The sequence below is a fragment of the Rhizobium sp. ARZ01 genome, from assembly GCF_014851675.1.
Lineage (GTDB): Bacteria > Pseudomonadota > Alphaproteobacteria > Rhizobiales > Rhizobiaceae > Mycoplana.
This window is the reverse complement of the sequence record NZ_JACVAE010000001.1, coordinates 1,023,693-1,049,303: the sequence shown is the minus strand read 5'-3', so window position 1 is coordinate 1,049,303 and position 25,611 is coordinate 1,023,693. Positions and strand designations below refer to the sequence as shown.

Sequence of the window (25,611 nt, the reverse complement as noted above, 5' to 3'; positions counted from 1 at the left end):
CATCCCCTGTCCATTTCCGCGCGCTGCCCTATGGTTGAGATGATGAGGAAGAGTGACACGTTTCCATCGGCGACGGCGGTGTTGCCGTCGTCGTCCGTGAAAAGTTGCATGGTTCGAAGGAAAAGCGAATGAGCCGCAGTCCATACGAGGTCCTTGGCGTCGGCAAGACTGCCACCCAAAAGGACATCCAGAGCGCTTACCGCAAGCTCGCAAAGAAGCTGCATCCCGATCTCAATCCCGGCGACAAGGACGCCGAGGACAGGTTCAAGGCAATTTCGGCGGCCTATGCACTCCTTGGCGATGAAGAGAAGCGCGGGAAGTACGACCGTGGCGAAATCGACGAGACCGGCGCTGAGACGCCGCCGAGGCACTATTACCGTGACTATGCCTCCACAGCCGACACTGCGGGCCGATATGGGAGCACGCACAGTTTTTCCGATTTCGGTGATGCTGACGATATTTTTTCAGGCTTCTTTTCGCGACGCAGCCACGGTCAGCGCCCGTCCAAGGGTCGCGACGCCTATTTCAGCATGGAGCTCGACTTTCTCGAGGCGGCCAACGGCACCAAGAAGCAGATCAGCCTGCCAGACGGCCCGCCGATCGATCTTACGATCCCTCCCGGGACACGCGATGGCCAGACACTCAGGCTGCGTGGCAAGGGCGAACCCGGCCTGAACGGCGCAGCCCCCGGCGATGCCCGCATCGAAATCCGGGTACGGCCGCATTCCTTCTACAGGCAGGATGGCGACGACGTGCGCTACGAAGTGCCGATCTCCCTTTCGGAAGCCGTGCTCGGCGGCAAGATCCGCGTGCCCACGCTGGACGGTGCCGTCAACGTCACGATCCCGGCGAACTCGAACACCGGCAAGGTGCTGCGGCTGAAGGGAAAGGGTCTGCACAAGCAGGGCGGCGGGCACGGCGATGCCTATGTGACCCTGCAAGTGATGCTGCCGCAGGCGCCGGATCCGGAACTCACCGCCTTTGTCCAGGGCTGGGAGGCCGGCAAGGCGCAAGCGCCGCGAAAACACATGGGAGGCTGAGATGAAGGACACCGAATTCTGCAGCAATCTCGAGATCGAGATCAACGTGCTCGATTTTTGGGTCGAACATCACTGGCTCGTCCCTGAAGAACAAAACGGCACGCGCGTCTTCCACGAGGCCGATCTGGCGCGAGCCCGGCTGATCCAGGATCTCGCCGGACCGATGGGCGTCAACGAGGATGGCGTCGACGTCGCCATGCAGCTTCTCGACCAGATCCACAGCCTTCGTGGTAAACTTGGCATCCTGATGGATGCGATCCGCACCCAGGACCGGGATGTTCAACGACGCATCCTTGCTGTGATCGACAAGGAGTAGCCTATCGCCGCCCCCCACTTCGATCCGGGAGACCCAACATGCCGACAGACAAGCAGCCTGAAAAGAAGCAACCGACACAGAAATCGCTGGATGACGAGAAGGCGAAGCGAAAGGCGGAGGACGAGTATCTGGACGAGGCGCTTGAGGAATCCTTTCCTGCCAGCGACCCGATCGCACCGCCGAAATTCGACGACAGCAAGAACTGAACCGGTCGGCTGTCGTGTGGCTGGGAAGCCAGCCGGCGCCAGCGTTTCGATGGAGGCAGTTCGAGGCAACCAGTTCTCAACGCACCCCATCGTCCTGGATATTGCCGGGCGCCGCCAACCGATCATTAACGGCTAGGCCTCATACTGTGCTGCCGAGCAATGAATTGGCAGAATGGCAATGGCGCAGATCAGCTTTCCCTATACCCACTACGACTTGAATGACATCCGCGCCGGCGTGGTCATCGAAATCACGCTTTCCGCAGTTGCCAATGTCCGGCTGATGACGAGTACCGACTTCGACCTGTTCAAGAATGCACGCCAGCACAAGTTCTTGGGCGGAGTTGCCAAGAAGTCGCCGGTCCGACTGACGATACCCAAAAGTGCCCACTGGCACGTGATCGTCGACATGGAAGGACACACGGGAAAAGCCGAATCTTCAGTCCGGATTGTGCCTCAGCCGAAACCTCCCGCAGGACCGCGCTTTGCCGCCACGTCCTGATTGCTGAAAATCCGGCACGCCCGCAACGTTCCTTAAGTTCAGCTGAAATCAGCCGCGCTCACGCCGTAGCTTCGCCCACCAATCCAGCCGCTTGCGGAGTTCACGCTCGAAGCCGCGCTCCGGAGGATCGTAGAAGGTCCTTCGCCCCATCTTTTCGGGAAAATAGTCCTGGCCCGAAAAGGCATCCGGCTCGTCATGGTCGTAGCGATAGCCGTCGCCGTAGCCCTCGCCTTTCATCAGTTTCGTCGGCGCATTCAAGATGTGCTTCGGTGGCAGCAGCGAGCCGTTTTCCTTCGCCGAACGGGTCGCCGCCTTGTAGGCGGTGTAGACGGCATTCGATTTCGGCGCAGTCGCGAGGTAGACGCAGGCCTGCGCCAACGCCAACTCCCCCTCCGGAGAACCGAGAAAGTCATAGGCGTCTTTGGCCGCGTTGCAGACCACCAGCGCCTGCGGATCGGCAAGGCCGATATCCTCCACAGCCATCCGGACCAGCCTGCGGCCGATAAACAGCGGATCCTCGCCGGCATCGAACATGCGGCAGAGATAGTAGAGGGCAGCGTCGGGATCCGAACCGCGCACCGATTTGTGAAGTGCCGAAATCAGGTTGTAGTGCCCGTCCTGCCCCTTGTCGTAGACCGGTGCTCGCCGCTGCACGATGCGGGACAGTTCCTCCTGAGCGAAGACTTCACCGGCGCGTGCCGCGCGCCACACTTCTTCGGCCAGCGTCAGCACGGCGCGACCGTCGCCATCGGCCATGCGAACCAGCGAGGCGCGCGCATCGTTATCGAGCGGCAGGGGTTTTTCTTCCGCCGCTTCGGCGCGCTTCAAAAGTTCCTCAAGGCTTTCCTCGTCATGCGGTTTGAACGTCAGGACGCGAGCGCGCGACAAAAGAGCGGCGTTGAGTTCGAAGGACGGGTTTTCGGTTGTCGCACCGACGAGGATGATCGTGCCGTCTTCCATCACCGGCAGGAAACTGTCCTGCTGGGCTCGGTTGAAGCGGTGGATCTCGTCGACGAAAAGCAGCGTCTGCCGGCCGCCCATGCGGCGCTGCCGGGCCGCATCGAACACCTTCTTCAGGTCGGCGACACCGGAGAAGATCGCCGAGATCTGTTCGAAACCAAGACCTGCCTCGCCCGAAAGCAATCTCGCGACGGTCGTCTTGCCGGTGCCGGGCGGCCCCCAGAAGATCATGGAACCGAGGGAGCCCGAAGCGATCATCCGGGAGAGAACGCCGTCCTCGCCCGTCAGGTGCTCCTGGCCCGCAACCTCTTTCAGGGCTTGCGGCCGTAGACGGTCGGCAAGCGGCCGCTTGGCCGCCATACCATCGGGCTCGGAGGGGGCGAAGAGATCACTCATCGGAAATACTGGCGAATGCGCTGGCCATCGCGCTCGATCTCGACGCGCCAGACGGAGGGATCCTCGGAAACCAGTTCCTCGAGGATTTCGGTGGAGGCAACGCTCGTTCCGTTGAGCTCGACGATGATGTCGCGCGGCTGCAGTCCGATCCGGGCTGCTGGCGAGCCGCGATTGATATCGGTCACAACAACCCCTTCAGTGCCGGCGGGCATACGCAGTTCCTCGGCCACGCGTGGCGAGAGATTGGCGACGACTGCGCCCGAGAAGGGGTTGCGCCCCTCGATCAGCCGCTCGTCGCGCGGCGTCGTTTCGGGGGCGCGATCGAGCGCAATCGTCAGCACCTCCTCCTTGCCGCCGTCGCTGACCGTCAGCTTCGCTTCACCACCGATGCCGACGGTCGCCAACCGATAGCCGAGCGCATCGGGGTGCTCGACGGCGATGCCGTTGACTGCGGTGATCACCTCGCCGGGCTTCAGGCCGGCCTTTTCAGCCGGGCTACCGGGCAATACCTTGGAAACAAGTGCACCGCGCGCCTTGCTCAGCCCCAAGGCCTCGGCAACGTCGGATGTGACAGCATCGAAGGTCGCGCCGACAAATGGGCGATCGAAAGCAGTCCTACCGCCAACGGCGCTGGCGACAAACACCTTGACCAGATTGGCGGGGATGGCGAAGCCGACGCCATTCGAACCGCCGCCGCGCGAGAAGATCGCCGTATTGATGCCGATCAGTTCGCCCTTCATGTTGATCAGGCCGCCGCCGGAATTGCCGGGATTGATCGAGGCATCCGTCTGGATGAAGAAACCGAAGTCGCCGGCCTTCACCTGGTTGCGGGCGAGCGCCGAGACGATGCCGCTCGTCACGGTCTGGCCGACGCCGAAGGGATTACCGATCGCCAGCACGAGATCGCCGACCTCGACGGCATCGCTGTCGCCCAGCGGAAGCGTGCCGAAGGTCTCCTTCGATTCGATCTTCAAGACCGCGAGATCGACGCGGTCATCCTTCAGAAGCACCTTGCAGGGGTATTCGCGGCCATCGGCAAGCGCCACCTTGATATCATCCGCACCTTCGATCACGTGGTTGTTCGTCACTACGATCCCGTCCGCACCGACAATGACGCCTGAGCCGAGGGAGGACTGTTTCTGCGTCCGGTTCGGCATGCGCTGGCCGAAGAATTCTTCGAAAAAGGGATCATTGAAGGCCGAGCGCCGCTCCACCATGCGTTCGGCGTAGACGTTGACCGTCGCATTGGCGGTCTTCTTGACCAGCGGCGCAAAGGAAAGCTGCATTTCCACCTGCGAAGTCGGCACGGACTTTTCCTGCGCGATTGCGGGCGCGGAAACGGTCAGCAGAAGGAGCGTTGCGGTAGCGAGGCCATGGCCGAATTTCATCAAAGATTCTCCCTTTCGTTGCCGCCACGTTCAGATAAGATTTGGCGGGAAAAAAGGCAAATGCACCCAGGCTGCCGAGTGCGAAATTCAGTCACGGACCACGCACGAAATCGTGGTCGGACGCCCCCTATCCGCGTGATTGAAACTTTGGTCTCATTCGGCCCGTTGAGCCAATAGTGCTTCGTTTTTCCCGTTGAGGAATCCACCATGACCGCCTTCCGTCCCCCGAAGATTGCCGCACACGAGATCACGCCGGAGGGCATCTTCCTGAACCGGCGCAGTTTCGTCGGCGCAGCCGCTGGCGGCCTGATTTACGCATGGGCTGGCGGAGCATCCGCAAGCGAATTGAAGGCTTCACCGTCCGCCTTCAAGCTCGACGAGGCGCTGACGCCGGAAAAGGATGTAACGAACTACAACAACTTCTATGAGTTCGGCATGGGCAAGGGCGATCCGGCTGCCAACAGCGCGGCATTCCAGCCGACACCCTGGACTATCAAGGTCGACGGCATGGTTGCCAAGCCGAAGGAGTTCGGCATCGAGGACCTGCTGGCGTTGCCCCTCGAGGAACGCGTCTACCGCATGCGCTGCGTCGAAGCCTGGTCGATGGTGATCCCCTGGATCGGCTTTCCGCTGGCAAGCCTACTGGACAAGGTCGAGCCGCTCGGAAGCGCGAAGTATGTAGCCTTCGAAACGGTGGTGCGGCCGGAGCAGATGCCGGGACAATCAGGCTACTTCCAATCCCTCCCATGGCCGTATGTTGAAGGGCTACGGCTCGATGAGGCCCGGCACCCGCTGACGATCCTGTCCGTCGGACACTATGGCAAGACGCTGCAGAACCAGAACGGCGCCCCGATCCGGCTCGTCGTGCCGTGGAAATACGGCTTCAAGGGCATCAAGTCGATCGTGAAGATCACGCTCACCGACCAGCAGCCACCAACCACCTGGAACATTTCTGCACCGAATGAATACGGCTTCTACGCCAACGTAAACCCGGCGGTGGATCATCCGCGCTGGAGCCAGGCAACCGAGAACCGGATCGGCGAAGGCGGTTTCTTCGGCGGCAGCCGCCGCGATACGCTTCCCTTCAACGGCTATGCGGACGAGGTCGCAAGCCTCTATGCCGGCATGGACCTTGTGAAGAATTTCTGACCATGGCCGCGATCCCCGCCCTGCCCCGCAAGTATCACGACACCTCCGTGTGGGCGCTCTACGCAGTCGGCTTCGTCCCTGCCGTGTACGGGTTCTATCTCGGCGCCACCGGGCAATTGCCCGGAAACGCGATCAAGGAGTTCGAGCACCTGCTCGGGATATGGGCGCTACGGTTCCTGATCGCGACACTCTGCATCACACCGATCCGCGACCTCTTCGGCATCAACTGGATCCGCTACCGGCGCGCGCTCGGGTTGATGGCCTTCTGGTACGTCGTCATGCACTTTTCGACCTACATGATCCTCGACAAGTATCTCGACTTCCCGACGATCATCGCCGACATCGCCAAACGCCCGTTCATCACGATTGGCATGGCCGGTTTCACGATGCTGCTTCCGCTAGCATTGACATCCAACAACTGGTCGATCCGCCGGCTCGGGCCGCGCTGGAACAAGCTGCACAAGCTCGTCTATGTCATTGCCGCCGCCGGCGCGCTGCATTTTGCAATGTCGGTGAAAATCGTCGGGCCGCAGCAGATGATCTACATCGGCCTGGTGACGGTGCTGCTGCTCTGGCGACCGATCCGGCCACGCTTCAACCAATGGCGTCGAGCCCAGGTAGGGCGGCCGAGCTTCGAGCGGGCGCGGTAGGTGGTGGGACTCCTGCCGCCGCAAATGCGTGGTCACGCGTTTGTCTTTTAACTGTCCCTCATCCCGCCTGCCGGCACCTTGTTCTCTCTCCCCGCCCGCGGGAAGAGGGTCAGGGTGAGGGGCGATTTCCGACCCGCATGTCGCGGCAGCCGCCAAACCAACGGGACTAAAAGCGAAAAGGCCGGACGCTTGCGCATCCGGCCTTTTCATTTCGTTGCCTGAAATCAAGCAGCTTCGGCGGCAGCAGCCTCGGCCTCGACGCGTGCCTTGTCGGCAGCGCCCTTGGCGGAAACGTCGCGGTCAACGAACTCGATGACGGCGAGAGCTGCGTTGTCGCCCTGACGGAAGCCGGCCTTCATGATGCGAAGGTAGCCGCCGTTGCGGTTGGCGTAACGCGAAGCGATCGCGTCGAACAGCTTCGAAACGACAGCAACGTCACGGATCTGCGAGATCGCCTGACGACGAGCGTGCAGGTCGCCGCGCTTGCCGAGGGTGACGAGCTTTTCGACGATCGGACGGATTTCCTTCGCTTTCGGAAGGGTCGTTACGATCTGCTCATGGGTGATGAGCGAAGCAGCCATGTTGGCGAACATCGCCTTGCGGTGGCTGGCGGTACGGTTCAGCTTGCGGCCGGCGTTCTGGTGGCGCATTGCTAGTCTCCTTCTGTGCAGGTCTCCCGATATCGCATCGGTCCTGCCGTTTCCTGGCACATACAGGCATCACGCCTGCTGTTTGACGGGGAAAGGCAGAGGTTAACCTGCCTTTTTGTTTCTTAGTATTGGTCTTCGTAGCGCTTGGCGAGATCTTCGATGTTCTCAGGCGGCCATGCAGGCACTTCCATGCCGAGGTGCAGGCCCATGGAAGCGAGAACTTCCTTGATCTCGTTCAGCGACTTGCGACCGAAGTTCGGCGTGCGAAGCATTTCGGCTTCGGTCTTCTGGATCAGGTCGCCGATGTAGACGATGTTGTCGTTCTTCAGGCAGTTCGCCGAGCGGACCGAAAGCTCCAGCTCGTCGACCTTCTTCAGAAGCGCCGGGTTGAAGGCGAGCTCGGTGACCGACTCTTCTTCCATCTCCTTCTGCGGCTCGTCGAAGTTGACGAAGACCGACAGCTGGTCCTGAAGAATGCGGGCAGCGAACGCGATCGCGTCTTCGCCGGTGACGGAGCCATCGGTCTCGATGGACATCGTCAGCTTGTCGTAGTCGAGAACCTGTCCTTCGCGGGTGTTTTCAACCTTGTAGGACACCTTCTTGACCGGCGAGTAGAGGCTGTCGACCGGGATGAGACCGATCGGCGCGTCTTCGGCGCGGTTGCGGTCAGCCGGAACATAGCCTTTGCCGTTGTTGACGGTGAACTCCATGCGAATCTCGGCGCCCTCGTCGAGCGTGCAGATCACGTGATCAGGGTTGAGGATCTCGATATCGCCAACCGTCTGAATGTCACCGGCGGTAACAACGCCCGGACCCTGCTTGCGCACGACCATGCGCTTGGAATCATCGCCGTCCATCTTGATGGCGATTTCCTTGATGTTCAGAACGATGTCCGTCACATCTTCCCGGACGCCCGGGATCGAGGAGAACTCGTGCAGCACGCCGTCGATCTGCACAGCGGTTACAGCAGCACCGCGCAGCGACGACAGAAGAACGCGGCGAAGCGCGTTACCGAGGGTCAGACCAAATCCGCGCTCGAGCGGTTCAGCGACGAGCGATACCTTGGCGCGACCGGAGGAGGAAAACTCCACCTTGTTCGGCTTGATCAGTTCCTGCCAGTTTTTCTGGATCATATCTTTTGCCTTCCGTTCGCCACCACCATTCAATCGTGGCGGCCGAGCCTTGAAGAGCCGGGAGGAGCGCGACGATCGCGCTCACCGGCATGACGAATTCGACTGATCAGACCCGGCGCTTCTTGCGCGGGCGGCAACCGTTGTGCGGGATCGGCGTGACGTCGCGGATCGAGGTGATCATGAAACCGGCAGCCTGCAGGGCGCGAAGAGCCGACTCACGGCCCGAACCCGGACCACAGACTTCGACTTCGAGCGACTTCATGCCGTGCTCCTGAGCCTTCTTGGCGCAGTCTTCAGCGGCGATCTGCGCAGCAAACGGGGTCGACTTGCGCGAACCCTTGAAGCCCTTGGCACCGGCAGACGACCAGGCAATTGCGTTGCCCTGCGCGTCGGTGATGGTGATCATCGTGTTGTTGAACGAAGAATTGACGTGAGCAACACCGGAGGTGATGTTCTTGCGTTCGCGACGGCGGACGCGTGCGGCTTCCTTGGCCATGGATAGTCCTTTCGTTGATCTCTACACCGCCGTAATTCCAGCGGCTCCACCGGGTGGGAGCATTCCCGCCCCCTGCCCTGCATTCTTGTCTTGCACGACATCTCGGAAGATGACCGTACGGCGATATCGTCACTGCCGTAGTACCAGCAGCTCCACCGACCGGGACAACCTTAAAATTCGGTCACTGCAAACGCAGCCAAGGCCCCGCTCGAAACTCAAAAGAGGCCGGCGCAAACGCCAGCCTCCAAATTCCCCATTTCGGGAAATTACTTCTTCTTGCCCGCGATAGCCTTCGCCGGACCCTTACGGGTACGTGCGTTGGTGTGCGTACGCTGACCACGAACCGGCAGGCCACGACGATGACGCAGGCCGCGGTAGCAGCCGAGGTCCATCAGGCGCTTGATGTTCATCGAGGTCTCGCGACGCAGGTCGCCTTCGACCTGGTAGTCGCGGTCGATAGCTTCACGGATCGCCAGAACTTCGGCGTCGGTCAGCTGATGGACGCGGCGCTCAGCCGGAATACCAACCTTCTCGATGATTTCCTGTGCGAATTTCGGTCCGATCCCGTGAATGTAACGCAGCGCGATTACGACGCGCTTTGCAGTCGGGATGTTGACGCCAGCGATACGAGCCACGCCTGTTCTCCTTGCTTCCAGTTGCCATCCGGCAAGTGGGTTTTCTTCGTCATACGGCCCAAAGACCGCCCGTTCAAATTCGAAGTTCGAGACACGTCAAAAGCGACCGCACTCGGACCTCAGTCTGCTGAGAAATCCGCGCCGATCGCTTGCCTGTCGCGAGTTGGCGCTGTCTTAAGGGGAATCGGCCGGGAAAGTCAACCCCGACCGCCCGATTTGGTGGTGATCCAGCCTAAGAGAGGATCTTGCCGATCTCTTCGGTCACCGTGTCGACATCAGCCATGCCGTCGACAGTCTTCAGCTTGCCAGTTGTCGCGTAGTAGCTCGACAACGGAGCTGTCTTCTCCCGGTACTCCGTCAGACGGCGCTTGAAGGCTTCCGGATTGTCGTCCGAGCGGACGGCGCCGCCAGCTGCAATCGTTTCGGCGACGCGGTTTTCCATGCGCTTCACCAGCGCATCTTCGTCAACCTTTAGCTCAATGACTGCATCAAGGCCAAGCCCCTTGGCCGCAAGGATCTCATCGAGAGCCTGCGCCTGGGGAACCGTGCGCGGGTATCCATCGAGAATGAAGCCCTTGGCGCAGTCCTGCGAATCGATTCGATCCGAAACGATCTCGTTGACGATGGCGTCGGAGACAAGCTGCCCCGCATCCATGACCGCCTTCGCCCGTTTGCCGACTTCCGTCTGCGCCGCAACTGCCGCACGCAGCATGTCACCGGTGGAAAGCTGGGGGATTCCGTGCTTTTCCGTCAGGAGCTTCGCCTGTGTGCCTTTGCCTGCACCAGGCGGCCCCAAAAATATCAGTCTCATCGTCCCCTCTTTCCTCCGCGCAGCTTCGACTTCTTGATCAGCCCCTCATATTGCTGGGCGATCAGATGTCCCTGAATCTGTGCTACAGTATCAAGGGTAACGCTGACAACAATCAAAAGCGACGTACCACCAAGGTAGAACGGCACGCCAGTCTGCGCGATCAGGATTTCCGGAAGAATGCAGACGAACACGAGATAGATGGCGCCGAGCACGGTGATGCGGGTCAGCACGTAGTCGATGTATTCGGCGGTCCGCTCACCCGGACGGATGCCCGGAATGAAGCCGCCGTGCTTCTTCAAATTGTCGGCCGTATCCTTCGGATTGAAGACGATGGCCGTATAGAAGAAGGCGAAGAAGGCGATCATTGCAGCATACATGACCATGTAGAGCGGCTGCCCGTGCCCAAGAGCGGCAATGATGGTGGTTGCCCAACCCGGCAGCTCGGTCGTGTTGCTGAAGCCTGCCAGCGTCGCCGGCAGGAGCAGCAGCGAGGAAGCGAAGATTGCCGGAATCACACCCGAGGTGTTGAGCTTGAGCGGCAGGTGCGAGGTATCGCCCTGGAACATGCGGTTGCCGACCTGGCGCTTCGGGTACTGGATCAGAAGACGGCGCTGCGCGCGTTCGACGAAGACAATCAGCGCGATCACAGCAACAGCCATAACAACGACAGCAGCGATCACACCGAACGAAAGCGCCCCGGTGCGGCCGAGTTCGAGAGTGCCCGCGAGAGCCGTCGGCAGGTGCGCCACGATGCCTGCAAAGATAATCAGCGAGATACCGTTGCCGATCCCGCGGGAGGTAATCTGCTCACCGAGCCACATCAGGAACATCGTTCCGCCGAGAAGCGAAATCACGGTCGAAATACGGAAGAACCAGCCCGGATCCAGCACAAGACCCTCACCGCCTTCGAGGCCCACCGCGATGCCATAGGCCTGCAGGGCGCCGAGCAGCACGGTGCCATAACGGGTGTACTGGTTGATGATCTTGCGGCCCTGCTCACCTTCCTTCTTCAGCTGCTCCAGCGCCGGAACAACCGACGTCATCAGCTGGACGATGATCGATGCGGAGATGTAGGGCATGATGCCCAGCGCAAAGATCGCCATGCGCTCGACGGCACCACCGGAGAACATGTTGAAGAGGCCAAGGATACCGCCGCTCTGGCCCTGGAAGGCGCGAGCGAACGCATCGGCATTCAACCCCGGAAGCGGGATGTAAGTGCCGAGCCGGTACACCAGTAGCGCGCCAAGTGTAAACCAGAGCCGCTTCTTCAGATCCTCTGCCTTGGCAAAGGTCGAAAAGTTGAGATTGGAGGCGAGTTGTTCCGCTGCCGACGCCATGCATTTCTCCGCGTAACCCTGCCCGCGGCGGAGGAATGGATCCCAGGCCCGGACAACGGCTGATCCGTTGCGGCGCGCCCCGCCCGGCTCCTCTGCCAGGCCGCGTGGCACGCTCGAATTTCTGTTGCCAGCCAGCCGAAGGGCGAAGCAGGCGGAACGGAGGGTAAACCGGGCGGAACGCGGATTGTCAAGCAATCCAGGCCTCACCGCGGTCAATTCTCCCGAGAAACAAACGAAGCGTGCTTCGTCTGCCAGTGTGAGGCTCTCATATGGGAGCAGGAAGGCCCGGAGTGAAGCACTCCGGGCCTTCAAAATTCGAAAACTTACTCGGCAGCAGCCGAAAGCAGCTTTACGTTGCCGCCGGCCTTTTCGATCTTCTCGACGGCAGCCTTGGAGGCGCCGGCGACTTCGATCGAAAGCTTCGCTTTCAGCTCGCCGTCGGCGAGGATGCGTACGCCGTCCTTCGGGCGACGGATCACGCCGGCAGCCTTCAGGGCAGCAGCGTCGATCGTTGCCTTCGGATCGAGCTTGTTGGCATCGATCGCGGTCTGGATGCGGCCGAGCGACACGACAACAAATTCGGATGCGAAGATGTTGTTGAAGCCGCGCTTCGGCAGACGACGGTAGATGGGCATCTGACCGCCTTCGAAGCCGTTGATCGCAACGCCCGAACGGGCCTTCTGACCCTTGACACCGCGGCCGCCGGTCTTGCCGGAGCCCGAACCGATGCCACGGCCGACGCGCTTGCGGCTCTGGGTTGCGCCTTCGTTGTCCTTGATTTCGTTCAGTTTCATGAGCTTATCTCCCTCACTTCTCGTCGACGACGCGAACGAGGTGCTGGACAGCACGGATCATGCCACGAACGGAAGGAGTGTCTTCCAGCGTGCGAACCCGGTGCATCTTGTTGAGACCGAGGCCGATCAGCGTCTGGCGCTGAACGGCAGGGCGACGGATCGGCGAACCGATCTGCTCGACGGTGACCGTCTTCGTTGCAGCTTCTTTCTTAGCCATTGTTCAAGCTCCCTTATTCTTCGGAAGCAACGCCGGCGGAAGCGCGGCGGGCCTGCAGCGTTGCATACTTCAGGCCACGCTGTGCCGCGATGTCCTTCGGATGCATCTGGCTCTTCAGCGCGTCGAAGGTCGCACGGATCATGTTGTAGGGGTTCGACGAACCGGTCGACTTGGCGACAACGTCCTGCATGCCGAGCGTTTCGAAAACGGCACGCATCGGACCACCGGCGATGATACCGGTACCGGCCTTTGCCGAACGCAGCAGCACCTTGCCGGCGCCGTGACGGCCATGCACGTCGTGGTGCAGCGTACGGCCGGAGCGCAGCGGAACGAAGATGAGTTCGCGCTTGGCGGCTTCAGTTGCCTTCCGGATCGCTTCCGGAACTTCACGAGCCTTGCCGTGGCCGAAGCCGACGCGACCCTTCTGGTCACCGACGACGACGAGGGCCGCAAAGCCGAAGCGACGGCCACCCTTCACCACCTTGGCGACGCGATTAATTGCTACGAGCTTGTCGACAAATTCGCTGTCGCGCTCTTCACGGTTCTGGCGATCTTCGCGAGAACCCCTTCTTTCCTGTGCCATTGTCCTTTTCCTTTTTCTTTTCCGGGTGCAATCGGCAGATTGTCAAAGGTCGCCTCCCCTTCCCGGGCAAGCGACCGATACCCACTGAACGTCGGATGGCGGGCACAGGGCCCGCCAACAACGATCAGAAGCTCAGACCACCTTCACGGGCAGCTTCGGCAAGAGCCTTGATGCGGCCGTGATAGATGAAGGCGCCGCGGTCGAAGACCACTTCCTTGACGCCAGCCTTGACGGCGCGCTCTGCGATGAGCTTGCCGACGGCAGCAGCGGCTGCCGCGTCGGCGCCCGTCTTCAAAGACGAGCGCAGATCGGTGTCGAGCGTGGAGGCGGACGCAAGCGTCTTGCCGGCCACATCATCGATAACCTGTACGTAGATGTTCTTCGACGAGCGATGAACCGACAGGCGCGGACGGCCGTTGGCGACCGCCTTGATTTGACGGCGCACGCGGTTGGCGCGACGTGCAAGTTGTTCTTTCCTGCTAGCCATTTCGCGTGTTCCTTACTTCTTCTTGCCTTCTTTGCGGACAATCCGCTCGCCGGCATACTTGACGCCCTTGCCCTTATAAGGCTCGGGGCCACGGTATTCGCGGATCTCCGCGGCAACCTGGCCGACCTGCTGCTTGCTGATGCCGGACACGATGATTTCAGTCGGCTTCGGAACAGCGATCGTGATGCCTTCCGGCGCTTCATAAACCACGTCATGGCTGAAACCGAGCGCCAGCTGCAGGTTCTTGCCCTGCATGGACGCACGATAACCAACGCCGTTGATTTCGAGCTTGCGTTCGAAACCGTCCTTGACGCCCTTGAAGATGCCTTCGATCATCGTGCGGGACATGCCCCACTTCGACCGCGCATCCTTGGAGTCGTTGATCGGCTGCACAACAACCGAGTTGTCTTCCAACTTTACCGAAACTTCGTCATTCGCGACGAAGAAGAGTTCGCCCTTCGGGCCCTTCGCGGTGACCTTCTGACCATCGACGGTCGCAGTCACACCAGCGGGAACCGGAACGGGCCTTTTACCGATACGAGACATTTTCTATCCTGTCTGTTCGCTATGGAGTTCCTAAGCCTGCCTTAGAAGACAGAGCAAAGAAGCTCGCCACCAACGTTCTGTTCGCGTGCCTGGTGATCGGCCATCACGCCCTTCGGGGTCGAAAGGATGGTGATGCCGAGACCGTTCGCGACCTGCGGAATGGTCTTGACCGAGACATAAACCCGGCGGCCCGGCTTGGAGACGCGGTCGATCTTGCGGATCACGGACGCGCCTTCGTAGTACTTCAGCTCGATGTTCAGCTCGGATTTGCCATTGCCAAACTCGACTTCGGAGTAACCGCGGATGTAGCCCTCAGCCTGAAGGACATCGAGAACGCGTGCGCGCAGCTTGGAAGCCGGCGTGGAAACGCTCGACTTGCGGCGCGCAGCACCGTTGCGGATACGGGTGAGCATATCGCCCAGCGGATCAGTCATTGCCATCTACCCGTCTCCTTACCAGCTCGACTTGACGATGCCCGGCACCTTGCCGAGATTGCCGAGTTCGCGCAGTGCGATACGCGACATCTTAAGTTTGCGATAGAATGCACGCGGACGGCCCGTGACTTCGCAACGATTGCGGATGCGGGTCTTGGAGCCATTGCGCGGCAGTTCGGCAAGCTTCAGGGTAGCCTTGAAGCGCTCTTCGATCGGAAGAGCCTGGTTCTGGATGATCGCCTTCAGCGCCGCACGCTTTGCGGCTTGGCTGGCAACCAGTTTGCGGCGGCGCTTGTTCTTTTCAACTGCGCTCGTTTTCGCCATAACAGTTATCCTTCTTTACGCTTGTCGTTACGGATTACTGACGGAACGGGAAGTTGAGCTCTTTCAGAAGAGCGCGTGCTTCGTCGTCGTTAGTTGCCGTCGTGCAAACGATGATGTCCATGCCCCACATCTGATCAACCTTGTCGTAGTTGATTTCAGGGAACACAATGTGCTCCTTGATACCCATGGCGAAGTTGCCACGGCCATCGAAGGACTTCGGGTTCAGTCCGCGGAAGTCGCGTACACGGGGCAGCGCGATGTTCACGAGGCGATCCAGAAATTCGTACATGCGAACGCCGCGAAGGGTAACCTTGGCGCCGATCGGCATACCTTCGCGGAGCTTGAAGCCCGCGATGGAGTTACGCGCACGAGTGATGACCGGCTTCTGGCCGGCGATTGCTGCGAGATCGGCAGCCGCGACCGAAGGCTTCTTCGAGTCGCCCGTCGATTCGCCAACACCCATGTTGATTACAATCTTGTCGAGGCGCGGGATCTGCATCTCGTTGGCGTAGGAAAACTGCTCCTGCAGCGCCTTGCGGATACGCTCGACATATTCCTTCTTGAGCCGCGGCTCATACTTGGTGTCAGCCATCGATCGACACTCCCGAACGCTTTGCCACACGAACCTTCTTGTCGCCCTCGATCTTGAAACCGACGCGGGTCGGCTTGCCGTCCTTGGGGTCGGCGATCGCGATATTGGACAGATGGATCGAGGCTTCCTTGGTGATGATGCCGGCTTCCTGCGACTGGGTCTGGCGCTGATGGCGCTTGACCATGTTCACGCCGCGCACGACCGCGCGATCTTCCTTCGGCATCACCTGGATGACTTCGCCGGTACGGCCCTTGTCCTTACCGGTCAACACGACGACCTTGTCGCCCTTGCGAATCTTTTGCATAGCCATCGCTCCTTACAGTACTTCCGGAGCCAGCGAGATGATCTTCATGTGGTTCTTGGCGCGAAGTTCGCGCGGAACCGGTCCGAAGATACGGGTGCCGATCGGCTCTTTCTTGTTGTCAATCAGGACAGCTGCATTGCTGTCAAAACGAATGACGCTGCCATCGGCGCGACGGATGTCCTTGGCGGTACGAACAACAACCGCCTTCATCACATCACCCTTCTTTACGCGGCCGCGCGGAATCGCTTCCTTGATCGAGACGACAATGATGTCGCCGACAGAAGCGTACTTGCGCTTGGAGCCGCCCAGCACCTTGATGCACATGACACGACGTGCGCCGGAATTATCCGCGACGTCGAGGTTAGTCTGCATCTGAATCATGTCAGGTCGCCTTCTTGTTGTAACCGGACCGGTTGGGCACGGATGCCCCCTGTTCCAGCTTATGAGAATCTATGTTTTTCGCGCGGGTGGGTCTTGCCAAGGTGGTTTCCTCTTGAGCTCCGCCTGGCGAAACCCGGGACCTTCCCTGCGCTCAAAGCAAAAGAACGCTCGCGATTCCGAGCGTCCTTGCGCTGCTTCATACAGGTTTTCGCGCAAAGGGCAACCCCTTGCGCGAAAAGTGATGATTAAGCCTGAGCGGAAACAACCGTCCAGCGCTTGTCCTTCGAGATCGGCGCGCATTCCTCGATGGAAACAACGTCGCCAACCTTGTACTGGTTGTTTTCGTCGTGCGCCTTGTACTTCTTCGAGCGACGAACGGTCTTCTGAAGAAGCGGGTGTGCAAAGCGGCGTTCGACGCGAACGACAACAGTCTTGTCGTTCTTGTCGCTGACTACGGTGCCCTGCAGAATGCGTTTCGGCATTTTTCTTGGTCCTTAGGCCTTGGCTTCTGCCGCCTTCTGGCGGGCAATGGTTTTCACGCGCGCGATATCCTTGCGGACTTCGTTGATGCGCGAGGACTTTTCGAGCTGGCCAGTTGCCTTCTGGAAGCGCAGGTTGAACTGCTCCTTCTTCAACTTGGCAAGCTCTTCGTTAAGCTGGTCGGCACTGAGTGCGCGAACATCTGCGGCTTTCATGGATCAATCCTCACTCTGCAATGCGCTGTACGAAGCGCGTCTTGACCGAGAGCTTGGCAGAGCCCAGACGAAGAGCTTCGCGAGCGATCTCTTCGCTGACGCCGTCGATCTCAAACATCATACGGCCGGGCTTGACCTTGCATGCCCAGTATTCGACAGAACCCTTACCTTTACCCATACGGACTTCGGTCGGCTTCGCGGTTACCGGAACATCCGGGAACACGCGGATCCAGACACGGCCCGCACGCTTCATGTAGCGGGTGATCGCGCGGCGGGCCGCTTCGATCTCGCGTGCGTTGACGCGGTTGGGTTCCTGAGCCTTCAAGCCGAACTCGCCGAATGCGAGGTCGGAGCCGCCCTTGGCGACGCCCTTGATGCGGCCCTTGAACTGCTTGCGGTACTTAGTACGCTTTGGCTGCAACATTTTTCTATTCTCCGATCTGCTCGCCTAAAGCGAATTAAGCGTTTTCACGGCGACGGCGTTCGCCCTGGCGTTCGCCCTGGGCATCACCCTCGGTCGCGCGGCGCTCGGAGGCCATCGGATCGTGCTCAAGGATTTCGCCCTTGAAGATCCAGACCTTGATGCCGCAGATACCGAAAGCGGTTTCCGCTTCTGCCGTACCATAGTCGATGTCCGCACGCAGCGTGTGCAGCGGAACGCGGCCTTCGCGGTACCATTCGGTACGGGCGATTTCCGCGCCACCCAGACGGCCGGCGCAGGTGATCTTGATGCCTTCGGCGCCAAGACGCATGGCCGACTGAACAGCACGCTTCATCGCACGGCGGAAAGCCACGCGGCGCTCGAGCTGCTGGGCGATCGACTGGGCAACCAGCGTCGCATCCGTTTCCGGCTTGCGCACTTCAACGATGTTGAGGTGCGTCTCGGAGTTGGTCATCTCGGAGAGCTTCTTGCGAAGCTTCTCGATGTCCGCACCCTTCTTGCCGATGATCAGACCCGGACGAGCCGAGTGGATCGTGACGCGGCACTTCTTGTGCGGACGCTCGATGACGACCTTCGAAATACCGGCCTGCTTCAGTTCAGCCATCAGATACTTGCGGATCTTCAGGTCTTCGTGGAGCAGCTGGCCGTATTCGGCGTTGTCGGCGAACCAACGGCTATCCCAAGTACGGTTGATGCCGAGGCGGAAGCCGATCGGATTGATTTTCTGACCCATTATGCGGCCTCCCCTTTGGCTTCGGCTTCACGGACGACGATCGTCAGGTGCGAGAAGGGCTTCTCGACGCGCGATGCACGACCGCGACCGCGGGCGTGGAAACGCTTCATGACGATCGACTTACCGACGTAAGCCTCAGCGACGACGAGCGAGTCGACGTCGAGATCGTGGTTGTTCTCCGCGTTTGCGATGGCCGATTCCAGGGTCTTCTTGACCGTGCCGGCAATGCGCTTGCGGGAGAATTCAAGTTCGGCCAGAGCGCGGTCGACCTTCTTGCCGCGGATCATCGCAGCAACCAGGTTGAGCTTCTGGGGGCTGACGCGGATCGTGCGCGCAACTGCTTGCGCCTCGTTATCCTTCAGCCGACGTTCGGCTTTTGCCTTGCCCATCGTTACTTCCTCTTCGCCTTCTTGTCCGCGCCGTGACCGTAATAGGTCCGGGTCGGAGAGAATTCACCGAACTTGTGTCCGACCATGTCTTCGTTGACGCTGACCGGGACGTGCTTCGAGCCATTGTAGACGCCGAAGGTGAGACCGACGAACTGCGGCAGGATCGTGGAGCGACGGCTCCAGATCTTGATCACTTCATTGCGGCCGCCTTCGCGCACCTTCTCAGCCTTCTTGAGAAGATAGCCGTCAACAAACGGGCCTTTCCATACTGAACGAGCCATTTCTGACTAACCTCTCTTACTTCTTCTTCAGGTGGCGCGAGCGCATGATGAACTTGTCGGTCGACTTGTTCGAACGGGTGCGCTTGCCCTTGGTCGGCTTGCCCCACGGCGAAACCGGGTGACGACCACCGGACGTGCGGCCTTCACCACCACCGTGCGGGTGATCGACCGGGTTCATGACGACACCGCGGTTATGCGGGGTCTTGCCGCGCCAGCGAGTACGGCCGGCCTTGCCGTCGTTGATGTTGCCGTGATCCGGGTTAGATACGGCGCCGATCGAAGCAAGGCAGGAGCCGTGCACGAGGCGCTGTTCGCCGGAGTTGAGGCGAAGGATCGCCATGCCCTGGTCACGACCGACGAGCTGGACGAAGGTGCCTGCCGAACGGGCGATCTGGCCGCCCTTGCCCGGCTTCATCTCGACGTTGTGAACGATCGAGCCGACCGGGATGTACTGCAAGGGCATCGTGTTGCCCGGCTTCACGTCAACGGCCTTTTCCGAAGCGATGACCTTGTCGCCGGCAGCGAGGCGCTGCGGAGCGAGGATGTAGGCCTGTTCACCGTCGGCGTAGTTGACGAGCGCGATGAACGCGGTGCGGTTCGGGTCGTACTCCAGACGCTCGACCGTGCCTTCGACGTCGAACTTGCGACGCTTGAAGTCAACCAGACGGTAGGTTCGCTTATGACCGCCGCCGATAAAGCGGGCAGTGATGCGACCGAGGTTGTTACGGCCACCGCTCTTGGAGAGACCTTCGGTCAGCGCCTTGACCGGCTTGCCCTTGTACAGGCCCGAACGGTCGACAATGACGAGCTGACGCTGGCTCGGAGTGGTCGGATTGAAACTTTTCAATGCCATTTTCTTGTTTCCTCTTTAGCCGACTGCCCGATTAGAGCCCGGTGGAGACGTCGATCGACTGGCCGTCAGCGAGCGTGACGACAGCCTTCTTGACATCTCCCTGCCGGCCGGAGAAGCCGCGGAAACGCTTGATCTTGCCCTTGCGGACGAGCGTGTTCACAGCCGTGACCTTGACGCCGAAGAGAGCTTCGACCGCAGCCTTGATTTCAGGCTTCGAAGCGCGCTTGGCAACGTTGAATACGACCTGGTTATATTCGGATACCAGCGTCGACTTTTCGGTGATCGCCGGCGAGACGATCACATCATAGTGGCGAAGATCCGTCATTTGAACCGCTCCTCCAGAGCCTCGACTGCGGCCTTGGAAAGCACGAGCTTGCCACGACGCAGGATGTCGTACACGTTGATGCCCTGGATCGGCAGAACGTCCACGTTCGGGATGTTCTGTGCTGCGAGCTTGAAGTTGTTGTCGAGCTCTGCGCCGCCGATGAAGAGGGCGTTGGTCAGGCCGAGGCTGGCGAACGTGCCGGCCAGTGCCTTGGTCTTTGCTTCGCTGGCGACGAGATCATCGATGATGATGATACCCTCTGCCTTCAGCTTTGCGGAAAGGGCGTGACGCAGGCCGAGTGCGCGGACCTTCTTCGGAAGGTCATGCTCATGGCTGCGAACGACTGGGCCGTGAGCCTTGCCGCCGCCGCGGAACTGCGGAGCGCGAGCCGAATGGTGACGAGCGCGGCCCGTACCCTTCTGCTTGTACATCTTGGCGCCAGTGCGGGAAACTTCCGCGCGGCCCTTGGACTTATGCGTGCCCTGCTGCTTCTTTGCGAGCTGCCAGCGAACGACGCGGGCAATGATGTCCTCGCGCGGCTCGAGACCGAAGATCGCGTCGGAGAGGGAAACCTTGCCGGCGTCCTTCCCTTCGAGGGTCGTGACTTTGAGATCCATAACCAGGCTCCCTTACTTGGATGCGGCGCGAACAGCGGCCGGACGCGGAGCGTCAGCCGGCGTGCCGGACTTGATGGCGTCGCGAACGACGATCCAGGAACCCTTGGAACCCGGTACGGCGCCCTTGACGAGGATCAGACCACGGTCCTCATCGGTCGAAACGACCTCGAGGTTCTGGGTGGTGACGCGCGTCTGGCCCATATGACCAGCCATGCGCTTACCCTTCCAGACGCGACCAGGATCCTGGTTGGAGCCGGTCGAACCATGCGAACGGTGCGAGACAGACACGCCGTGCGTGGCGCGCAGACCGCCGAAGTTGTGGCGCTTCATTGCACCGGCAAAACCCTTACCGATCGTCGTACCGGTAACGTCGACCAGCTGGCCGGCGATGAAATGGCTGGCGGAGAGCTCCGAGCCGATTTCAATGAGGTTGTCGGCAGTAACGCGGAACTCGACGAGCTTCGCCTTCGGCTCAACGCTTGCCGCAGCAAATTGGCCGCGCAGCGCCTTCGACGTGTTCTTAACCTTGGAGCGGCCAGCACCGAGCTGAACTGCGGTGTAGCCGTTCTTATCTTCCGTGCGATGAGCGACGACCTGGCAGCCATCCAATCGCAAAACCGTAACCGGGATATGCTCTCCTGCGTCGTTATAGACGCGAGTCATTCCCACCTTCTGTGCAATCACACCTGAACGCATGGTTATTCCTCTTAGAAGTCCTGTGGGGGCAAAGCCCCTACACGCCTCTTGTTTAAGGATTCCGCGGAGGTCGTCCGACCTTCGGGTTTCCCGTTCCTAGAAGCCGTTGGCGTTTCCGCCACGTACCTTCCTTGTTATTCGGCTTGCGCCGGACTTGAGAAACCTGATTAGAGCTTGATCTCTACGTCGACGCCGGCGGCGAGATCGAGCTTCATCAGGGCGTCAACCGTCTGAGGGGTCGGGTCGACGATGTCGAGAAGGCGCTTATGCGTGCGCATCTCGAACTGTTCGCGGCTCTTCTTGTCGATGTGAGGCGACCGGTTAACCGTGAATTTTTCAATACGCGTCGGAAGCGGCACCGGGCCGCGCACGCCTGCACCGGTACGCTTGGCCGTCGAAACGATTTCGCGCGTCGAGGCATCGAGGATCCGGTGATCAAACGCCTTAAGGCGGATGCGGATGTTCTGGCCGTTCATACGACTTGTCCTTGTTCTTGTTTTCGCGGCTTCAATAATGAAACACGCATTGAACTTCGATTAATGTTCGGCCCGTCCGCTAATTTTTCAAAGATCGGAGGGACAGGGTTTCCCCTGCCCCTTCCTATTTGAGCAGCCGTGGCCGGCCTTGTCCTTTGGCGATCGCACCATGCCGACGCAACGGTGCAAATCACGCGTGAGCGCCATTTGCACTATTTTGTCTTCGTCGGCAAGCCGTGCGACCGACTAAATCTTTCTTGGCTGCCTTGTCGAAGCCGCATAGCAAATGCGACTTCGGTATTCAGCAGATCCTTACGTCGATTACTCGACGATCGAGGCGACGATGCCGGCGCCGCAGGCAAATCGCGCTCGCGCGCCATTTGCCCCATATTTGGTGCCGTCGGCAGCTTTCGCCCCGTCGCCTCGTCGATTACTCGACGATCGAGGCGACGATGCCGGCGCCGACGGTACGGCCGCCTTCGCGGATCGCAAAGCGCAGCTTTTCTTCCATCGCGATCGGAACGATCAGTTCAACGGCAACCGTGACGTTGTCGCCCGGCATGACCATTTCCGTGCCTTCCGGCAGCGAGACGATACCCGTCACGTCGGTGGTGCGGAAGTAGAACTGCGGACGGTAGTTGGTGAAGAACGGCGTGTGACGGCCGCCTTCTTCCTTCGTCAGGATGTAGGCTTCAGCCATGAACTTCGTGTGCGGCTTGACCGAACCCGGCTTGCACAGAATCTGACCGCGCTCAACGCCGTCACGGTTCACACCGCGAACCAGTGCGCCGATGTTGTCGCCAGCCTGGCCCTGGTCGAGCAGCTTGCGGAACATTTCAACGCCGGTAACCGTCGTCTTCGAGGTCGGACGGATGCCGACGATCTCGACTTCTTCGCCAACCTTGACGATACCGCGCTCGACGCGGCCGGTCACAACCGTACCACGGCCCGAGATCGAGAACACGTCTTCGATCGGCATCAGGAACGGCTGATCGATCGGACGCTCCGGCGTCGGGATGTACTCGTCAACGGCAGCCATCAGCGCGCGGATCGCGTCTTCGCCGATTTCCTTGTTCGAATCTTCCAGAGCGGCCAGCGCCGAACCCTTGACGACCGGGATGTCGTCGCCCGGGAATTCGTAGGACGACAGCAGTTCGCGCACTTCCATCTCGACGAGCTCGAGCAGCTCGGCGTCGTCGACCTGGTCAACCTTGTTGAGGAACACGACGATCGCCGGAACGCCGACCTGACGGGCGAGCAGGATGTGCTCGCGGGTCTGCGGCATCGGGCCGTCGGCAGCCGAGACGACGAGGATCGCGCCGTCCATCTGGGCCGCACCGGTGATCATGTTCTTGACGTAGTCGGCGTGGCCGGGGCAGTCGACGTGCGCGTAGTGACGGGCCGGCGTCTCGTATTCGACGTGTGCCGTCGAAATCGTGATGCCGCGGGCCTTTTCTTCCGGAGCGGCGTCGATCTGGTCGTACGCCTTGAACTCGCCGAAGTACTTCGTGATCGCCGCCGTCGTCGACGTCTTGCCATGGTCAACGTGGCCGATCGTGCCGATGTTTACGTGAGGCTTGTTGCGCTCAAACTTACCTTTTGCCATTTCCGGCTCTCCATTTTCTGTCCCCTAGGCGGGGAATGGTTCAATTCGTTTCGGGTGGCGTATTCCGGTCACTTCTGACCGGAATACTTTGCCTGGATTTCCTGCGCCACGTTCGACGGAACCGGAGCATAGTGATCGAACGTCATCGTGTACTGCGCGCGGCCCTGCGACATGGAGCGCAGGTTGTCGACGTACTTGAACATGTTCGCCAGCGGTACGTGGGCGTTGATAACAACCGCCACGCCACGCGATTCCTGACCCTGGATCTGACCACGACGCGAGTTGAGGTCACCGATCACGTCACCGACGTAGTCTTCCGGAGTCACGACTTCCACCTTCATCATCGGCTCGAGAAGCTGTGCACCAGCCTTCCTTGCCGCTTCGCGGAAGCAGGCACGCGATGCGATTTCGAACGCCAGAACCGACGAGTCGACGTCGTGGAACGCACCGTCGATCAGGGTCGCCTTGACGCCCAGCATCGGGAAGCCGGCGAGAGGTCCAGACGACAGAACGCTTTCGATACCCTTCTGAACGCCCGGGATGTATTCCTTCGGAACTGCACCACCGACGATCTTGGACTCGAACTTGAAGTCTTCGCCTTCCGGGTTCGGTTCGAAGACGATCTTGACGCGCGCGAACTGGCCGGTACCACCGGACTGCTTCTTGTGCGTGTAGTCTTCCGTGTGTTCGCGGGTGATCGTTTCGCGGTACGCAACCTGCGGGGCACCGACGTTGGCTTCTACCTTGAACTCGCGACGCATACGGTCAACGAGAATATCGAGGTGAAGTTCGCCCATGCCTGCGATAATGGTCTGACCCGATTCTTGGTCAGTCTTGACGCGGAAGGACGGATCCTCGGCAGCCAGACGGTTGAGCGCGAGGCCCATCTTTTCCTGGTCGCCCTTGGACTTCGGCTCGATCGCGATCTGGATAACCGGCTCCGGGAACTCCATACGCTCAAGAATAACCGGCTTCAGCGGGTCGCAGAGCGTGTCACCCGTCGTGGTTTCCTTCAGGCCCGCAAGCGCAACGATGTCGCCCGCAAAGGCTTCATCGATGTCTTCACGCGAGTTCGAGTGCATCTGAAGCATACGGCCGACGCGCTCGCGCTTGTCCTTGACCGTGTTCATGACCGAAGAGCCTTTTTCGAGCTTGCCGGAATAGATGCGCGCAAAGGTCAACGAGCCGACGAAGGGATCGTTCATGATCTTGAATGCGAGCATGGACAGCGGTTCGTTGTCGTCAGCGTGACGCTCGATTTCGGCTTCCGTCTTGAAGTCAATGCCCTTGATGGCCGGAATGTCGATCGGGGACGGCAGGTAGTCGACGACGGCGTCGAGCAGCGGCTGAACGCCCTTGTTCTTGAAGGCCGTACCGCAGAATACCGGATGGAACTTTACGTCAATGGTGCCGCGGCGAACGAGTTCGCGAATCTTGTCGTTGTCCGGCATCTGGCCTTCGAGGTAGGCTTCCATGGCGGCTTCGTCGACCTCGACCACGGTCTCGATCAGCTTCTCGCGATATTCTTCGGCCTTGGCCTTCATGTCTTCCGGGATCTCGATGACATCCCACTGCGCGCCAAGCGCTTCGTCGCGCCAGACGAGGGCGTTCATTTCGATCAGGTCGATGACGCCCTGGAATTCGCTTTCGGCACCGATCGGCAACTGCATGGCAACCGGGATCGCACCCAGACGCGACTTGATCATGCTCAGGCAGCGATAGAAATCGGCGCCCGTCTTGTCCATCTTGTTGCAGAAGATCATGCGCGGAACATGATACTTCTCGGCCTGACGCCAGACGGTTTCCGTCTGCGGCTCAACGCCGGCGTTGGAATCGAGCAGCGCGACAGCGCCGTCGAGAACGCGCAGCGAACGCTCGACTTCGATGGTGAAGTCGACGTGGCCGGGGGTGTCGATGATGTTGAAGCGGCGCATCTTGCCGTCACGACCCTTCCAGAAGGTCGTAGTAGCAGCGGACGTGATGGTGATGCCGCGCTCCTGCTCCTGCTCCATCCAGTCCATCGTCGAGGCGCCGTCATGGGTTTCACCCATCTTGTGCGACTTGCCGGTGTAGTAAAGGATGCGCTCGGTCGTGGTCGTCTTGCCGGCGTCGATGTGCGCCATGATACCGAAGTTACGGTAGTCTTCGATTTTATATTCGCGTGCCATAA

Annotated in this window: 37 protein-coding genes; 6 read left to right on the top strand and 31 right to left on the bottom strand. The window is 60.2% G+C overall.

The annotated features are described in order from the left end of the window. Positions 1 to 128 precede the first annotated feature (128 nt). The 4 genes from IB238_RS05020 to IB238_RS05005 all read left to right on the top strand — a co-directional run bounded on the left by IB238_RS05020 (position 129) and on the right by IB238_RS05005 (position 2,061). On the top strand, positions 129 to 1,040 hold the full coding sequence (locus IB238_RS05020) for a J domain-containing protein (RefSeq protein WP_192244111.1): 912 nt from the start codon (positions 129 to 131) through the stop codon (positions 1,038 to 1,040). 1 nt (position 1,041) lies between these two features. Next, positions 1,042 to 1,356, top strand: coding sequence for a chaperone modulator CbpM (locus tag IB238_RS05015; protein WP_192244109.1), 315 nt, complete (start codon positions 1,042 to 1,044; stop codon positions 1,354 to 1,356). Positions 1,357 to 1,394: 38 nt separating this feature from the next. Beyond that, complete coding sequence (locus tag IB238_RS05010; RefSeq protein ID WP_192244107.1) at positions 1,395 to 1,562, top strand: hypothetical protein; 168 nt, start codon at positions 1,395 to 1,397, stop codon at positions 1,560 to 1,562. Positions 1,563 to 1,740: 178 nt separating this feature from the next. After that, on the top strand, positions 1,741 to 2,061 hold the full coding sequence (locus IB238_RS05005) for a DUF1883 domain-containing protein (protein WP_192244105.1): 321 nt from the start codon (positions 1,741 to 1,743) through the stop codon (positions 2,059 to 2,061). 48 nt (positions 2,062 to 2,109) lie between these two features. Here IB238_RS05005 and IB238_RS05000 read toward each other — a convergent pair whose 3' ends face one another. Next, positions 2,110 to 3,417, bottom strand: coding sequence for a replication-associated recombination protein A (locus tag IB238_RS05000; RefSeq protein ID WP_192244103.1), 1,308 nt, complete (start codon positions 3,415 to 3,417; stop codon positions 2,110 to 2,112). Further along, a complete protein-coding gene (locus tag IB238_RS04995) occupies positions 3,414 to 4,805 on the bottom strand; it encodes a DegQ family serine endoprotease (protein ID WP_192244101.1) in 1,392 nt (463 codons plus the stop codon). The genes IB238_RS05000 and IB238_RS04995 overlap by 4 nt, the downstream gene beginning before the upstream one ends. A gap of 207 nt (positions 4,806 to 5,012) precedes the next feature. Here IB238_RS04995 and msrP point away from each other — a divergent pair, with 207 nt between their 5' ends. Continuing rightward, positions 5,013 to 5,954, top strand: coding sequence for a protein-methionine-sulfoxide reductase catalytic subunit MsrP (gene msrP / locus IB238_RS04990; RefSeq protein WP_192244099.1), 942 nt, complete (start codon positions 5,013 to 5,015; stop codon positions 5,952 to 5,954). A gap of 2 nt (positions 5,955 to 5,956) precedes the next feature. Continuing rightward, complete coding sequence (msrQ, locus tag IB238_RS04985; protein WP_192244097.1) at positions 5,957 to 6,604, top strand: protein-methionine-sulfoxide reductase heme-binding subunit MsrQ; 648 nt, start codon at positions 5,957 to 5,959, stop codon at positions 6,602 to 6,604. Positions 6,605 to 6,828: 224 nt separating this feature from the next. Here msrQ and rplQ read toward each other — a convergent pair whose 3' ends face one another. The 29 genes from rplQ to fusA all read right to left on the bottom strand — a co-directional run bounded on the left by rplQ (position 6,829) and on the right by fusA (position 25,609). Further along, entirely contained in the window at positions 6,829 to 7,254 is a 426-nt protein-coding gene (gene rplQ, locus IB238_RS04980; RefSeq protein ID WP_192244095.1) for a 50S ribosomal protein L17, read from the bottom strand. Positions 7,255 to 7,376: 122 nt separating this feature from the next. After that, positions 7,377 to 8,387 (bottom strand): DNA-directed RNA polymerase subunit alpha, encoded by a 1,011-nt coding sequence (locus IB238_RS04975; protein WP_192244093.1) that lies wholly within the window; start codon positions 8,385 to 8,387, stop codon positions 7,377 to 7,379. Positions 8,388 to 8,493: 106 nt separating this feature from the next. After that, entirely contained in the window at positions 8,494 to 8,883 is a 390-nt protein-coding gene (gene rpsK / locus IB238_RS04970; protein ID WP_023513823.1) for a 30S ribosomal protein S11, read from the bottom strand. 266 nt (positions 8,884 to 9,149) lie between these two features. Continuing rightward, positions 9,150 to 9,518 carry a 30S ribosomal protein S13 gene (gene rpsM, locus IB238_RS04965; protein ID WP_192244091.1) on the bottom strand — a complete coding sequence of 123 codons (369 nt, stop codon included), beginning with the start codon at positions 9,516 to 9,518 and terminating at the stop codon, positions 9,150 to 9,152. A 232-nt stretch (positions 9,519 to 9,750) separates the two neighbouring features. Further along, a complete protein-coding gene (locus IB238_RS04960) occupies positions 9,751 to 10,329 on the bottom strand; it encodes an adenylate kinase (RefSeq protein WP_192244089.1) in 579 nt (192 codons plus the stop codon). Next, a complete protein-coding gene (gene secY / locus IB238_RS04955; RefSeq protein WP_192244087.1) occupies positions 10,326 to 11,666 on the bottom strand; it encodes a preprotein translocase subunit SecY in 1,341 nt (446 codons plus the stop codon). The genes IB238_RS04960 and secY overlap by 4 nt, the downstream gene beginning before the upstream one ends. Before the next feature lie 323 nt (positions 11,667 to 11,989). Beyond that, positions 11,990 to 12,460: a 50S ribosomal protein L15 gene (rplO, locus tag IB238_RS04950; protein WP_192244085.1), complete on the bottom strand. Its 471-nt coding sequence runs from the start codon at positions 12,458 to 12,460 to the stop codon at positions 11,990 to 11,992. 13 nt (positions 12,461 to 12,473) lie between these two features. After that, positions 12,474 to 12,677, bottom strand: a complete 204-nt coding sequence (gene rpmD, locus IB238_RS04945) for a 50S ribosomal protein L30 (RefSeq protein ID WP_192244083.1) — start codon at positions 12,675 to 12,677, stop codon at positions 12,474 to 12,476. A 13-nt stretch (positions 12,678 to 12,690) separates the two neighbouring features. Continuing rightward, the gene (rpsE, locus tag IB238_RS04940; RefSeq protein ID WP_192244081.1) at positions 12,691 to 13,260 is read right to left on the bottom strand and encodes a 30S ribosomal protein S5; all 570 of its coding nucleotides are present in this window, start codon (positions 13,258 to 13,260) and stop codon (positions 12,691 to 12,693) included. A gap of 124 nt (positions 13,261 to 13,384) precedes the next feature. After that, on the bottom strand, positions 13,385 to 13,747 hold the full coding sequence (gene rplR / locus IB238_RS04935) for a 50S ribosomal protein L18 (RefSeq protein ID WP_192244079.1): 363 nt from the start codon (positions 13,745 to 13,747) through the stop codon (positions 13,385 to 13,387). 12 nt (positions 13,748 to 13,759) lie between these two features. Further along, positions 13,760 to 14,293, bottom strand: coding sequence for a 50S ribosomal protein L6 (gene rplF / locus IB238_RS04930; RefSeq protein WP_192244077.1), 534 nt, complete (start codon positions 14,291 to 14,293; stop codon positions 13,760 to 13,762). Positions 14,294 to 14,334: 41 nt separating this feature from the next. Continuing rightward, the gene (gene rpsH, locus IB238_RS04925; RefSeq protein ID WP_192244075.1) at positions 14,335 to 14,733 is read right to left on the bottom strand and encodes a 30S ribosomal protein S8; all 399 of its coding nucleotides are present in this window, start codon (positions 14,731 to 14,733) and stop codon (positions 14,335 to 14,337) included. Positions 14,734 to 14,745: 12 nt separating this feature from the next. Further along, complete coding sequence (gene rpsN / locus IB238_RS04920) at positions 14,746 to 15,051, bottom strand: 30S ribosomal protein S14 (RefSeq protein WP_064329859.1); 306 nt, start codon at positions 15,049 to 15,051, stop codon at positions 14,746 to 14,748. Between the two features lie 34 nt (positions 15,052 to 15,085). Then, positions 15,086 to 15,643: a 50S ribosomal protein L5 gene (rplE, locus tag IB238_RS04915; protein WP_192244073.1), complete on the bottom strand. Its 558-nt coding sequence runs from the start codon at positions 15,641 to 15,643 to the stop codon at positions 15,086 to 15,088. Next, the gene (gene rplX, locus IB238_RS04910; RefSeq protein ID WP_192244071.1) at positions 15,636 to 15,947 is read right to left on the bottom strand and encodes a 50S ribosomal protein L24; all 312 of its coding nucleotides are present in this window, start codon (positions 15,945 to 15,947) and stop codon (positions 15,636 to 15,638) included. The genes rplE and rplX overlap by 8 nt, the downstream gene beginning before the upstream one ends. 12 nt (positions 15,948 to 15,959) lie before the next feature. Continuing rightward, positions 15,960 to 16,328 carry a 50S ribosomal protein L14 gene (rplN, locus tag IB238_RS04905; RefSeq protein ID WP_119258425.1) on the bottom strand — a complete coding sequence of 123 codons (369 nt, stop codon included), beginning with the start codon at positions 16,326 to 16,328 and terminating at the stop codon, positions 15,960 to 15,962. A gap of 245 nt (positions 16,329 to 16,573) precedes the next feature. Further along, complete coding sequence (rpsQ, locus tag IB238_RS04900; protein ID WP_192244069.1) at positions 16,574 to 16,810, bottom strand: 30S ribosomal protein S17; 237 nt, start codon at positions 16,808 to 16,810, stop codon at positions 16,574 to 16,576. Between the two features lie 12 nt (positions 16,811 to 16,822). After that, entirely contained in the window at positions 16,823 to 17,023 is a 201-nt protein-coding gene (gene rpmC, locus IB238_RS04895; protein WP_056319072.1) for a 50S ribosomal protein L29, read from the bottom strand. 10 nt (positions 17,024 to 17,033) lie between these two features. Beyond that, positions 17,034 to 17,447, bottom strand: a complete 414-nt coding sequence (rplP, locus tag IB238_RS04890) for a 50S ribosomal protein L16 (RefSeq protein WP_003573792.1) — start codon at positions 17,445 to 17,447, stop codon at positions 17,034 to 17,036. 34 nt (positions 17,448 to 17,481) lie between these two features. Then, complete coding sequence (gene rpsC / locus IB238_RS04885; protein ID WP_192244067.1) at positions 17,482 to 18,198, bottom strand: 30S ribosomal protein S3; 717 nt, start codon at positions 18,196 to 18,198, stop codon at positions 17,482 to 17,484. Continuing rightward, on the bottom strand, positions 18,198 to 18,587 hold the full coding sequence (gene rplV / locus IB238_RS04880; RefSeq protein WP_192244065.1) for a 50S ribosomal protein L22: 390 nt from the start codon (positions 18,585 to 18,587) through the stop codon (positions 18,198 to 18,200). Before rplV ends, rpsC begins: the two co-directional genes overlap by 1 nt. 2 nt (positions 18,588 to 18,589) lie before the next feature. After that, the gene (rpsS, locus tag IB238_RS04875) at positions 18,590 to 18,868 is read right to left on the bottom strand and encodes a 30S ribosomal protein S19 (protein ID WP_075627127.1); all 279 of its coding nucleotides are present in this window, start codon (positions 18,866 to 18,868) and stop codon (positions 18,590 to 18,592) included. A gap of 16 nt (positions 18,869 to 18,884) precedes the next feature. Further along, positions 18,885 to 19,721, bottom strand: a complete 837-nt coding sequence (gene rplB, locus IB238_RS04870; protein ID WP_097142071.1) for a 50S ribosomal protein L2 — start codon at positions 19,719 to 19,721, stop codon at positions 18,885 to 18,887. A gap of 31 nt (positions 19,722 to 19,752) precedes the next feature. Next, positions 19,753 to 20,046, bottom strand: coding sequence for a 50S ribosomal protein L23 (locus tag IB238_RS04865; protein WP_192244064.1), 294 nt, complete (start codon positions 20,044 to 20,046; stop codon positions 19,753 to 19,755). Further along, positions 20,043 to 20,663, bottom strand: a complete 621-nt coding sequence (gene rplD / locus IB238_RS04860; protein ID WP_192244062.1) for a 50S ribosomal protein L4 — start codon at positions 20,661 to 20,663, stop codon at positions 20,043 to 20,045. Before rplD ends, IB238_RS04865 begins: the two co-directional genes overlap by 4 nt. 12 nt (positions 20,664 to 20,675) lie before the next feature. Further along, positions 20,676 to 21,359 carry a 50S ribosomal protein L3 gene (rplC, locus tag IB238_RS04855; RefSeq protein ID WP_192244060.1) on the bottom strand — a complete coding sequence of 228 codons (684 nt, stop codon included), beginning with the start codon at positions 21,357 to 21,359 and terminating at the stop codon, positions 20,676 to 20,678. Positions 21,360 to 21,526: 167 nt separating this feature from the next. Then, a complete protein-coding gene (gene rpsJ, locus IB238_RS04850) occupies positions 21,527 to 21,835 on the bottom strand; it encodes a 30S ribosomal protein S10 (RefSeq protein WP_108001314.1) in 309 nt (102 codons plus the stop codon). Between the two features lie 430 nt (positions 21,836 to 22,265). After that, positions 22,266 to 23,441, bottom strand: a complete 1,176-nt coding sequence (tuf, locus tag IB238_RS04845) for an elongation factor Tu (protein ID WP_192244058.1) — start codon at positions 23,439 to 23,441, stop codon at positions 22,266 to 22,268. Positions 23,442 to 23,509: 68 nt separating this feature from the next. Continuing rightward, complete coding sequence (fusA, locus tag IB238_RS04840; protein ID WP_192244056.1) at positions 23,510 to 25,609, bottom strand: elongation factor G; 2,100 nt, start codon at positions 25,607 to 25,609, stop codon at positions 23,510 to 23,512. Between the last annotated feature and the right edge of the window lie 2 nt (positions 25,610 to 25,611).